The sequence below is a fragment of the Actinomadura sp. B10D3 genome (genome assembly GCF_039871695.1).
GTDB classification, from domain to species: domain Bacteria; phylum Actinomycetota; class Actinomycetes; order Streptosporangiales; family Streptosporangiaceae; genus Spirillospora; species Spirillospora madurae.
Genome location: NZ_JBDPLY010000003.1, coordinates 307790 through 319865, shown reverse-complemented (window position 1 = coordinate 319865; position 12076 = coordinate 307790). Strand labels below are relative to the sequence as shown.

At 71.9% G+C, this 12076-nt stretch carries 7 protein-coding genes; 2 read left to right on the top strand and 5 right to left on the bottom strand.

The window, feature by feature from the left end:
* Positions 1-2: 2 nt before the first annotated feature.
* The 4 genes from dnaE to ABGB11_RS07570 all read right to left on the bottom strand — a co-directional run bounded on the left by dnaE (position 3) and on the right by ABGB11_RS07570 (position 5732).
* Entirely contained in the window at positions 3-3533 is a 3531-nt protein-coding gene (gene dnaE, locus ABGB11_RS07585; protein WP_347630220.1) for a DNA polymerase III subunit alpha, read from the bottom strand.
* A 173-nt stretch (positions 3534-3706) separates the two neighbouring features.
* Positions 3707-4639, bottom strand: a complete 933-nt coding sequence (locus tag ABGB11_RS07580; RefSeq protein WP_347630218.1) for an RluA family pseudouridine synthase — start codon at positions 4637-4639, stop codon at positions 3707-3709.
* Positions 4639-5247 carry a signal peptidase II gene (gene lspA, locus ABGB11_RS07575; protein ID WP_347630216.1) on the bottom strand — a complete coding sequence of 203 codons (609 nt, stop codon included), beginning with the start codon at positions 5245-5247 and terminating at the stop codon, positions 4639-4641. Before lspA ends, ABGB11_RS07580 begins: the two co-directional genes overlap by 1 nt.
* A 68-nt stretch (positions 5248-5315) precedes the next feature.
* A complete protein-coding gene (locus tag ABGB11_RS07570; protein ID WP_347630553.1) occupies positions 5316-5732 on the bottom strand; it encodes a TraR/DksA family transcriptional regulator in 417 nt (138 codons plus the stop codon).
* A gap of 790 nt (positions 5733-6522) precedes the next feature.
* Here ABGB11_RS07570 and ileS point away from each other — a divergent pair.
* Positions 6523-9723 carry an isoleucine--tRNA ligase gene (gene ileS, locus ABGB11_RS07565; protein ID WP_347630214.1) on the top strand — a complete coding sequence of 1067 codons (3201 nt, stop codon included), beginning with the start codon at positions 6523-6525 and terminating at the stop codon, positions 9721-9723.
* Between the two features lie 105 nt (positions 9724-9828).
* The gene (locus tag ABGB11_RS07560) at positions 9829-10596 is read left to right on the top strand and encodes a DUF1707 domain-containing protein (protein ID WP_347630212.1); all 768 of its coding nucleotides are present in this window, start codon (positions 9829-9831) and stop codon (positions 10594-10596) included.
* A 61-nt stretch (positions 10597-10657) separates the two neighbouring features.
* Here the strand turns inward: ABGB11_RS07560 and ABGB11_RS07555 are convergent, their stop codons facing one another.
* Entirely contained in the window at positions 10658-12043 is a 1386-nt protein-coding gene (locus ABGB11_RS07555; RefSeq protein WP_347630210.1) for a hypothetical protein, read from the bottom strand.
* Positions 12044-12076 lie beyond the last annotated feature (33 nt).

Here is a 12076-nt window from a genome sequence, read left to right as displayed (position 1 = left end):
TCTCAGCCCAGGCACGAAGGGCCGAGGAGCTGTTTCAGGTCGCCCATCAGGGCCGGGGACGGGGCCACGCGGAGCTTGTCGTCCAGCCGGACGACCGTGGTGCGCGGGCCGTTCTGGACGTGCAGGTGGACCTCGGCGGTGCCCGGGTGGGTGACCAGCACCTCCTTGAGCCGCGACACCGTCGGGGGCGTGCAGCGGCCGAGGGGCAGCGTGACCGAGAACGGGCCGGTCGCGTCGGTGACGGTCAGGTCCGGCTGGGTGACCTCCATCGCGATGATCTTCGCGACGTCCTCGCGGCGGTCCAGCCGGCCCTTGACGATCAGGATGGCGTCCTCGGCGAGGAGCGTGGAGCACAGCTGGTAGGACGAGGGGAAGCACAGCACCTCGATGGAGCCGGCGAGGTCTTCCAGCTGGAACATGGCCCAGGAGTTGCCCTGCTTGGTGACCTTGCGCTGCAGCCCGGACAGCAGGCCCGCGATGACCACGACCTGGCCGTCGGGGCGCTCGCCCTCGTTCAGCGCGGCGATGGCGCAGTCGGCCTCGCGTTCCAGGATGTGCTCGACGCCGAGGAGCGGATGGTCCGACACGTACAGGCCGAGCATCTCCCGCTCGAAGGCGAGCAGGGTGGTCTTGTCCCACTCCTCGCCCTCGGGGATCGCGACGGCGAACGCGTCCTCGCCGCCCTCGTCCTCCAGGGCGCCGAAGAGGGAGTCCTGCCCCACGGCCTCCTTGCGCTTGATGTCGATGACGGAGTCGATGGCCTGCTCGTGCACCATCAGCAGCGCCTTGCGCTGGTGGCCGAGCTCGTCGAACGCGCCCGCCTTGATGAGCGACTCCACGACCCGCTTGTTGCAGACCTGCGGCGGGACCTTGTTCAGGAAGTCGTTGAAGTCGGTGTAGGCGCCCTTCTCCCTGCGGGCCGCGACGATCCCGTCGACCACGTTGTGGCCGACGTTGCGGACGGCCGACAGCCCGAAGCGGATCTCGGTGTCGCCGAGCGGGGTGAAGTCGGCCTCGGACGTGTTGACGTCCGGCGGCAGCACCTTCAGGCCCATCCGGCGGCACTCCGACAGGTACAGGGCGCTCTTGTCCTTGTCGTCGCCGACGGACGTGAGCAGGCCCGCCATGTACTCGGCCGGGTAGTTCGCCTTCAGGTAGGCCGTCCAGTAGGAGACCAGCCCGTACGCGGCGGAGTGCGCCTTGTTGAACGCGTAGTCGGAGAACGGGACGAGGATGTCCCACAGCGTCTTCACGGCCTCCTTGGAGAAGCCGTTGTCGAGCATGCCCTTCTCGAAGCCGACGTACTGGGCGTCCAGCTCGGCCTTCTTCTTCTTGCCCATGACGCGGCGGAGCAGGTCCGCTTTGCCGAGCGTGTAGCCCGCCACCTTCTGCGCGATCGCCATGACCTGCTCCTGGTAGACGATCAGGCCGTAGGTGGTGTCGAGGATCTCCTTGAGGGGTTCCTCCAGCTCCGGGTGGATCGGGGTGATCTCCTGCTGCCCGTTCTTGCGGAGCGCGTAGTTGGTGTGGGAGTTCGCGCCCATCGGGCCGGGCCGGTAGAGGGCGCCGACGGCGGAGATGTCCTCGAAGTTGTCCGGCTTCATCAGCCGGAGCAGGGAGCGCATCGGGCCGCCGTCGAACTGGAACACGCCGAGGGTGTCGCCGCGGGCGAGCAGGTCGTAGGTCTTCTTGTCGTCCAGCGGCAGCGCCAGCAGGTCGACCTTGACGCCCTTGTTCTTCTCGATGCCCTTGAGCGCGTCATCGATGATCGTCAGGTTCCGCAGGCCCAGGAAGTCCATCTTCAGCAGGCCGAGCGTCTCGCAGGTCGGGTAGTCGAACTGCGTGATGATGGCGCCGTCGGCGTCCCGGCGCATGATCGGGACGTGGTCGGTGATCGTCTCACCGGACATGATGATCCCGGCGGCGTGCACCCCGGTCTGGCGGATCAGGCCCTCCAGGCCCTGCGCCAGGTCCATGATCTGCTTGACGTCGGTCTCTTCCTCGTACAGCTTGCGCAGCTCGCCGGCCTCGCCGTGGCGGGGGTGCTTCTCGTCGAAGATGCCCGACAGCGGGATGTCCTTGCCCATCACGGCGGGCGGGAACGCCTTGGAGATCCGGTCGCCGAGGGCGTAGGGGAACCCGAGGACGCGGCCGGCGTCCTTGATGGCGGCCTTCGCCTTGATGGTGCCGAACGTGGCGATGAACGAGACCTTGTCGGCGCCCCACTTCTCCGTCGTGTACTTGATGACCTCGGCCCGCCGGTCTTCAGGGAAGTCGATGTCGATGTCGGGCATGGACGCGCGCTCGGGGTTCAGGAACCGCTCGAAGATCAGCCCGTGCGGGATCGGGTCGAGGTCGGTGATGCCCATCGCGTAGGCGATCAGGGAGCCGGCGGCGCTGCCGCGGCCGGGGCCGACCAGGATGCCGTTCTGCTTGGCCCACATGATGAAGTCGGCGACGACGAGGAAGTAGGACGGGTACCCCTTGCCGAGGATGACGTCCATCTCGTACTCGGCCTGCTCCTTGTAGCCCTCCGGGAGGCCGTCCGGGAAGCGGCGCTCCAGGCCCCTCCAGACCTCCTTGCGGAACCAGCTCTCCTCCGTCTCGCCCTCGGGGACGGGGAAGCGGGGGCTGAGGTCGCGGTACTCGAACATCCCCGCCGGGTCGACCCTCTCGGCGACGAGCAGGGTGTTCCTGCACCCCTCCAGCCAGATGTCGGACGAGTCGATGCCGCGCATCTCGTCGGCGGTCTTCAGGTAGTAGCCGGACCCGTCGAACCGGAACCGGTCGGGGTCGGCGAGCTGCTTGCCCACCTGGACGCACAGGAGCGCGTCGTGCGCGGTCGCCTCGGACTCGTGGGTGTAGTGCGAGTCGTTGGTGACGACCGGCGGGATGTTCAGCTTCTTGCTGATCTCGATGAGCCCGTCGCGGACGCGGCGCTCGATCTCCAGCCCGTGGTCCATCAGCTCCAGGAAGTAGTTCTCCTTGCCGAAGATGTCCTGGAACGTGGCGGCCGCCTTGAGCGCCTCGTCGAACTGGCCGAGCCGCAGCCGGGTCTGGACCTTGCCGGACGGGCAGCCGGTGGTGGCCATCACGCCCTCGGCGTGCTCGGCGAGGAGCTCCTCGTCCATGCGCGCGTACTTGAAAACGAAGCCCTCGGTGTAGGCGCGGCTGGACAGCTTGAACAGGTTGTGCAGACCGGTCCTGTTCCGCGCCCACAGCGTCTTGTGGTTGATCAGCCCGCCGCCGGAGACGTCGTCGCGCTTCTGGCTCGGCTCACCCCACTGGACCTTCTTCTTGTGGTACCGCGACTCGGGCGCCAGGTAGGCCTCGATGCCGATGATGGGCGTGACCCCGGCGGCGGTCGCCTGCTTGTGGAAGTCGTAGGCGCCGTGCATGTTGCCGTGGTCGGTCATGGCGATCGCCGGCATCTTCTGCCGCCCGACCTCCTCGAACATCTGCTTCAGCCGGGCGGCTCCGTCGAGCATGGAGTACTCGGTGTGAACGTGCAGGTGAACGAAAGAGTCGGCCATGCGTGCTGCGCCTCCTGCTCGTCGCATGCGACCGCCCACGTGCGTGGCTCGCACGTGTCGGCATCTCGGTACCGGGGGAAGGTCGCCGGCCCGGGCGCGGTGCCGGGACGACGCGGTGCTGAGAGCCTAACTCGCTTCTCCCGTCACTCGCGCCCCCGACGCGCCCATCGCGCTCAGGACTCCGCTTCGACGATCTCCAGCGCGCGGGCGAGGTCGTCGGGGTAGGGGCTCTCGAACTCCACCCACTCGCCCTTGGTGGGGTGCTCGAACCCCAGCCGGACGGCGTGCAGCCACTGCCGCCTGAGCCCGAGCCGCTCCGCCAGGGTCGGGTCGGCGCCGTACGCCAGGTCGCCCACGCACGGATGCCTGATCGCGGACATGTGCACGCGGATCTGGTGGGTGCGCCCCGTCTCCAGGTCGATGTCGAGCAGCGTCGCCGCCCGGAACGCCTCGACGGTGTCGTAGTGGGTGACGGACGGCTTGCCGCCCGCGACGACCGCGAACCGGCCGTCGCCGGAGGGATGCCGGTCGATGGGCGCGTCGACCGTCCCGCGGAACGGGTCGGGATGCCCCTGGACGAGCGCCCGGTAGCGCTTGTCGATCCGGCGCTCCTTGAACGCGCGCTTGAGCCGCGAGTACGCGACCTCGCTCTTGGCCACGACCATCGCGCCGGTCGTGTTGGCGTCCAGCCGGTGCACGATGCCCTGCCGCTCGGACGCGCCGCTCGTGGCGATCGTGTGCCCGGCCCCGAGCAGCCCGCCGAGGACGGTCGGGCCCGTCCAGCCGGTCGTCGGGTGGGCGGCGACGCCGACCGGCTTGCCGACCACGACGATGTCGTCGTCCTCGTACAGCACGCTCATCCCGGGGACGGGCTCGGCGACCGGCGCGGGCGGGGCGGGCGGGGGCGGGAGGGTGACCTCCAGCCAGGCGCCCGCGTGCAGGCGCTCCGACTTCGTGGCCACCCGGGCGCCGTCCAGCAGGACGTCGCCCGCGGCGATGATGTCGGCGGCGCTGCCCCGCGACACGCCGAAGAGGCGGGTCAGCGCGGCGTCGATCCGCTCGCCTTCCAGGCCGTCGGGCACGGGAAGGCTGCGCACCTCCCCCATCAGGACTTCTCTTCCGGGGCCTTCGCCCCGGCCTCGTTCTCGGAGGCGGGCTCCGGGTCGGCGGCCTCGGGCTCGCGCACCTCGGGCTCGCGCACCTCGGCCCCGGGCGCCTCGGGGGCGTCGGGCTCGACGGCCTCGTCCTTGCCGGGGAGGCGCGTGCCGTCCACCTGCAGCCCGCGCGCCGCCAGCAGGACGGCCAGCACGCCGCCGCAGACGATCGCCGAGTCGGCCAGGTTGAACACCGGCCAGTGCGGCAGCTGGATCCAGTCGACGACGTGCCCCTTCAGCGGGGCCGGGGACCGCAGCAGCCGGTCGAGGAGGTTGCCGATCGCGCCGCCGAGCAGCATGCCGAGGCAGACCGCCCACGGGACGCTGCGCAGGTTGCGGGCGGTGCGCAGGATCGCCACCACCACGCCGCAGGCGATCAGGGTGAACACGATGGTGTAGCCGGTGCCGATCGAGAACGCGGCGCCGCTGTTGCGGGTCTCGCGCAGCGTCAGCAGGCCGCCGAGCAGGCGGACCGGCTCGCGGTCCTGCAGCGTCGCCACCACGATGATCTTGGAGACGATGTCGGCGGCGAGCGCGGCCACGGCCACGGCGACCAGCACGCCGACGCGGCGCGGCCGAGGAGACCCCGTGGTCCCCCCGGCCTCGCGCTCTGGGTTCGTTGAGTCGCTCAGCGACGTTCCTCGCGTTGTTTGCATGTCACACATAGGGTCGCACGCGGGAAGACCTGGAGTCGCGCCTTACCGATCGGTTTGGCGCAGGACTCGCAGATCCCGTACGTGCCGGCGTCCATCCGCTGGACGGCGCGCTCGATCTGGGCGAGCAGGTCCTGTGAATTGTAGGCCAGCGCGAGCTCGTGCTCCCGCTCGTAGGTCTTGGCGCCCGCGTCCGCCTGGTCGTCGCCCGCGCCGTCGCTGCTGTCGCCCTCGGCGATCTGGCTCGCGGACGCGGCGATCTCCGCGCGCAGCGTCTCGATCTGCTCCTTCAGCCCGGCCCGCACCTCGGCGAGCTCGCCCGCCGTCCACCGGTGCTCGCCCTCGCGGACCGGCAGCTCCGCCGCCGCGGCCTTCGGCGCCGCCTCGTCCAGCGCGTCCCCGTCCAGCGCGTCCCCGTCCAGCGCGTCCCGGTCCAGCGCGTCCCGGTCCCGCACGTCGCGCCCGGACGCCGCGCGCCCGCCCGGACGTCCCTGCTTCGCGGCGCCGCCCTTGGTCGCGGGCCCCTTCGCGCCCGGGGTCTTCGCCGCCGGGGTCTTCGCCGCGGGCGTCTTCGCGCCCGCCGCCCTGCTCTGGGACGGCCGTGCCGTGCCCCGGGTCTTGCTCGCGGCGGGCGGCGTGCCCCTCCTCGCGCCGGCCATGTCGGCCTCCCTCGCGGTGATCGCCTCGATGGGCAGTGCGGGCAGCATAGGTCCCCTCTCTCGGGCACGGTAAACAAGCTGGGCCGTGTTACCGACCGCTTATGCCCGGTCGCCGATCGCGGAAAAACCCCGGGCCGGCGCACGAGATCGCAAAGGAACCGTGTGCGCCGCGGCGGAAAAGGGGAAGAGCGGCGTGCCGGGGTGCGTTAGAGTCTGGACGAGCAGTCGTATGGCAGGCGCTGATGGGGACACCTGCCGCCGCACGCAGCCATGAGCGACCCGGGGACGGTGCGAGCCCGGGGGCGAGCGCGGCGGTCTGATCACCCCGGAGCCGCCGGAAGAACCGCCCCCGATGTCCGTCGCGGGGCCCAGTAGACCCGGTGGCCGAGACTGGAACGAAGCGGGCCGCGCCGGATCCGGGGCGGTCAAGGAGGGTGGTACCGCGGGGCCGCTCGGGCCGAGTCCGGGCACGCGCCTCGTCCCTCCGGTCAACGTGCCCACGTCGATCCGGAGGTCCGCCATCGTGAGCCGAGCCTTTCGGCCACTGCCCGCGCAGGTCGATCTGCCCGCCCTGGAGCGGGACATGCTGCGCCGCTGGCAGGAGAACAAGGTTTTCGAGCGGTCGCTGGAGCGCACCGCGTCCGGCACCCCGTGGGTGTTCTACGAGGGGCCGCCGACCGCCAACGGCATGCCGGGCGTCCACCACGTCGAGGCCCGCGTGTTCAAGGACGTCTTCCCGCGCTTCAAGACCATGAAGGGCCGCCACGTCCCGCGCAAGGCCGGCTGGGACTGCCACGGCCTGCCCGTCGAGGTCGCTGTGGAGAAGGAGCTCGGCCTCACCGGCAAGAAGGACATCGAGGAGTACGGCGTCGCGGAGTTCAACGCCCGCTGCCGCGAGTCGGTCCTGCGCCACGTCGACGCGTTCGAAGAGATGACCGAGCGCATGGGCTACTGGGTCAACACCGACGAGGCCTACCGCACGATGGACTCCGACTACGTCGAGTCCGTCTGGTGGTCCCTCAAGCAGGTGTTCGACAAGGGCCTGCTGTCCCGCGACTTCCGCATCACCCCCTACTGCCCGCGCTGCGGGACGGGCCTGTCCGACCACGAGCTGGGCCAGCCCGGCGGGTACGAGACGGTCACCAGCCCGTCGGTGTACGTGCGGATGCCCGTCACGTCCGGCCCGCTCGCCGAGATGGGCGCCGCGCTGCTCATCTGGACCACGACCCCGTGGACGCTGGTCTCCAACACCGCCGTGGCCGTCCACCCGGACGTCACCTACGTCGCCGCCCGGCCGCAGGGGTCCGACGAGGTGCTCGTCGTGGCCGAGCCCCTCCTCGGCCAGGTGCTCGGCGAGGGCGCCGAGCGGCTGGCCACGTTCCAGGGCACCGAGCTCGAACGGACCACATACCAGCGGCCGTTCGAGCTGGTCGACATCCCGGACGCGCACTACGTCGTCCTGGGCGACTACGTCACGGTGGAGGACGGCACCGGGCTCGTCCACCAGGCGCCCGCGTTCGGCGGCGACGACATGACCGTCTGCAAGAGCTACGGGATGCCGATCGTCAACCCGATCGGGCCGGACGGGCGCTTCCTGCGCGAGGTGCCCCTGGTCGGCAACAAGTTCTTCAAGGACGCCGACGAACCGCTCACCGAAGACCTGCGCGCGCGCGGACTGCTGTTCCGCGGCGGCCACTTCGACCACAGCTACCCGCACTGCTGGCGCTGCCACACGCCGCTCCTCTACTACGCGCTGCCCGCCTGGTACATCCGGACGACGCAGATCAAGGACCGGCTGCTGGAGGAGAACGAGAAGACCAACTGGTACCCCGAGACCGTCAAGCACGGCCGGTACGGGGAGTGGCTGCGCAACAACGTCGACTGGTCGCTGTCCAGGAGCCGATACTGGGGCACGCCCCTCCCCCTGTGGGTCTGCGGCGACGACGAGGAGCACATCACCTGCGTGGGTTCGCTGAAGGAACTGGGCGAGCTGGCGGGGCGCGACCTGTCCGCGCTCGACCCGCACCGCCCCTACGTGGACGACGTCACGTTCCCGTGCCCCGCTCGTGTCGGTGACGCGGAATCAGGCACGTGCGGGACGGAGACGCGCCGCGTGCCCGACGTCATCGACGCCTGGTACGACTCCGGGTCGATGCCGTTCGCGCAGTGGGGCGCCCCCTACCGCAACAACGAGGTGTTCGACGAGTCCTACCCGGCCCAGTACATCTGCGAGGCCCAGGACCAGACCCGCGGATGGTTCTACTCCCTCATGGCCGTCGGGACGCTGGTGTTCGACCAGTCGTCCTACGAGAACGTCGTGTGCCTCGGCCTGATCCTCGCCGAGGACGGCCGCAAGATGAGCAAGCACCTCGGGAACGTCCTGCGGCCCATCCCGCTGATGGACCAGCACGGCGCCGACGCGGTGCGCTGGTTCATGGCCGCGAGCGGGCTGCCCTGGGCGTCCCGCCGCGTCGGGCACGGCGCCCTGGAGGAGATCGTCCGGAAGGTCCTGCTCACCTACTGGAACACCGCGTCGTTCTTCGTCCTGTACGCGAACGCGGCCGAGGCGCAGGGCCGCGCGTGGACGCCGGACCGGCTGTCCGAGGCGTCCGCGCCCGCCGACCGCCCGCTCCTGGACCGCTGGGCGCTCGCCGAGCTGCACCGCACCGTCCGCGAGGTCGACGCGGCCCTGGAGGAGTTCGACACCGCCCGCGCCGGCCGGCGCCTCTCGCAGTTCGTCGACGACCTGTCCAACTGGTACGTCCGGCGCTCGCGCCGGCGCTTCTGGGAGGGCCCGGAGACGCCCGACGGCTCGGCCGCGTTCGCGACGCTCTACGAGTGCCTGGAGACGCTCACCCGCCTCATGGCGCCGATCGTCCCGTTCATCACCGACCACGTCTGGGACGTCATCCGCCCCGAGGACGGCCCCGAGTCGGTGCACCTCGCCGACTGGCCGGCCGTGGACGAGACGCTGCTGGACGAGGAGCTGACCGCGCAGATGGCGCTCGTCCGGCGCCTGGTCGAGCTCGGCCGCTCCGCCCGCGCGGCGAGCGGGGTCCGGACCCGCCAGCCGCTCGGCCGCGCCCTCGTCGGCGCCGCCGGGTGGGCGGCGCTGCCCGGGCAGCTGCGCGCCCAGATCTCCGAGGAGCTGAACGTGCTCGGCTTCGAGGAGCTGTCGTCGATCGGCGGCGACCTGGTCGAGTACGAGGTCAAGCCGAACTTCCGCGAGCTCGGCAAGCGGTACGCCAAGGACACCCCGAAGGTGGCCAAGGCGATCACCTCCGCCGACCCGGCGGACCTCGTGCGCGCGCTTCGCGCGGGCTCGGCCGAGGTCGGGGCCGAGGGGCTCGGCACGGTGCCGCTCTCCCCGGACGACGTGATCGTCACCGAGCGCCCGCGCAGCGGCTGGGCCGTGGAGAGCGCCGCCGGCGAGACCGTCGCGCTCGACCTCACCGTCACGCCCGAGCTGCGCCGCGCGGGCCTGGTGCGGGAGGCCGTCCGGCTCGTCCAGGAGGGCCGCAAGGCCGCCGGGCTGGAGGTGACCGACCGCATCGAGCTGTGGTGGGAGGCCACCGGCACCGAGCTCGCCGAGGCCCTGCGCGCCCACACCGCGGAGGTCGCCGCCGAGGTGCTCGCGACCACGGTGACCGAGGGCCGCCCCGAAGGCCTCAAGGCCGCGCGCGACGAGGAGCTCGGCCTCACCTACTACCTCCGCAAGGCGTGAGACCCGCCGCCGCGGCCGGCCCCGGAGCCGTCCGGGCCCGGCCGCGGCGGAGAACTTTCCGCGATGGGGTTCATCGCGACACATCGCGTTTGCGATGATGGTCCCGTGAACCTTCCCGAGCAGCCCTCCGGGCCCGAACCACCGGCGCGGCCGTCGCCCGCCGGCATGCGCGCGTCGGACGCCGACCGCGACCAGGTCGCCGACCGCCTGCGCGAGGCGCTCGCCGAGGGGCGCATCACGCCGGAGGAGCACGCCGAGCGCATCGACGCCGTCTACAAGGCCAAGACGTACGCCGAGCTGGAGCCGGTCCTCAGCGACCTGCCGGGCGAGCTGGCCCCGGGGCCGCGCGTCGACCTGCGCAAGGACACCCGGCCGCCCGCCCCGCCCCCGCCGCAGTCGCCGAACCTGGTGGCGATCTTCTCCGGGGTGGAGCGCAAGGGCCGCTGGCTGGTCGAGCCGACCACCAACGTGTCGTGCGTGTTCGGCGGCGCCGACCTGGACTTCCGGCAGGCGGTCCTCAGCCGTGGCGAGGTGACCGTCAACGTCACCTGCGTCTTCGGCGGCGTGACCATGACCGTGCCGCCCGGCGTCCGGGTCATCGCGTCCAACACCGCGGTCTTCGGCGGCAACGACCTGCCGGAGGACGACACCACCGACCCGGACGCGCCCGTCATCCGCGTGACCGGCATGCTGCTCTTCGGCGGTGTCACCGTCACCCGCCGCGCGGCGGGTGAGAAGGGCGGGCGCCGCGCCCGGCGCCGCGAGATGCACCGGTTGCACCACGAGGAGGCGGGGCGCCTGCACTCCGAGATGCGGGACGAGCGCCGTGACCGGCTGCGCGAGCTCCGCCGCGAGCGGCGCCACGGCCACTGACCCCGCCACGGACCTTCGAACCGGGCCCCGGGGCGGCGCCCGCCGCCCCGGCCGGGTCCGGTCAGTCGCGGGCGTGCTCGCGGTCGGGCTGGCAGACCAGGCAGGGCGTGCAGCCCCGTGACTTGGCCTCCGCGCGGGACAGCGACTCCAGGTCGTCGGCCTCGTCGCCGATGTCCTCGATCAGGGCGCAGTCGACGCGGTGGTAGCGCTTGGTGCCGCTCAGGATGCGGACCTGCGGGCCCTCGTCCTCCGGCTCGCCGGACTCGGACGGCTCCGGATCGTCCACGGTGGCGGGCTCGTCCTCGTCCGCCGCGGTGTCTCCGTCGTCCAGGGGTGCCGGGGCCGGCTCGCGGCCGGTCTCCAGGGGGTCCTCGTCGTCGGCGTCGCGGGGGCGCGGGGCGGCGGGGGCGCCGAGCGGCGCGGGGCCGAGGTCGACGGTGACGTCCGACGGGGCGGATTCGGTCTCAGCGGTCCGTTCCCAGGTGGGCCGGTCCTCGGAGTCCTCCGCGGCGGGTTCGGCGCTCTCCGTGGCCGTGGGCGCCTCCCCCGCGGAGCCGACGACGCCCGCGACGGGGATGTCGGTGAGGGTGGGCCCCGCCGCGCGGGGCGCCGGCGCGTCCGGCTCGGGCTCGTCCTGCCGCGGGATCTCGGCCGTCAGGTCGGACGAGCCGGGCTTGTCGAAGGACCCGGGCTTCTCGAGAGAACCGGGCTTGTCGAAGGACAGCGCCGAGGACGCCGGCCTGGCGATGCCCGCCAGACCGCCCTCGGTGCGCTCCGCGCCCGGGCTGGGCGCCGCCGCCGCGTGCCTGGCCCCCGCGGGCCTGCTCGCTTCCCTGCCCGCGTCCTTGCTCGCGTCCTTGCTCGCGTCCCTGCTCGCGTCGGGGGACGCGGGTGCCGACGCCGCGGCGCGCGCCGCCAGTGCGGTGTCGGGCATGCAGGCGGTGCAGGAGCTGAAGCCCTCTTCCCGGGCCTCGGAGTAGGTGAGCTCCTCGGTCTCCCGGCCGGCGAGCTGCCGGCAGGTGTCGAGGTGGTAGCGCTTGCGGCCGCGGACGACGAACACCAGGGCGTCGTCCGGCACGTCCGCGGGCGGGGCGGGGACCTCCACCTCGTCGTCGGCCGGCTCCGCCGGCGTGGACGCGGCCTCCGGCACGCTCGGGGCGGCCTTGGCCGGCGCGGGAGGCGTGCTCTTCTTGCGCTTGTCCTTCTTGGGCTTCTTGGTCGTACGGGCGGGCGCGACCGGGACTGCCGGGCCGAACAGCTCCTTGCGCCGCAGGAACACCCCGATGGCGAGGCACAGCGCGGAGACGATGCTCACGGCGATCGAGATGTAGATGACCACCAGCGCGTCCAGGCCGAAGACCTGGGCGCTGTCTCCGTTGCCGGCGACGATTCCCGCTACCAGCAGGGCGATCGCCACCACCACGAGAACGCCACTCAGGATGATCACAGGGTCTCTCCCACTCGTTCGGACCGCTCGGCC

Bases quoted from the DNA above. Each gene is read 5' to 3' on its own strand.
- dnaE (WP_347630220.1), bottom strand. From the start codon at position 3,533: ATGGCCGACTCTTTCGTTCACCTGCACGTTCACACCGAGTACTCCATG.
- ABGB11_RS07580 (WP_347630218.1), bottom strand. From the start codon at position 4,639: ATGGGGGAGGTGCGCAGCCTTCCCGTGCCCGACGGCCTGGAAGGCGAG.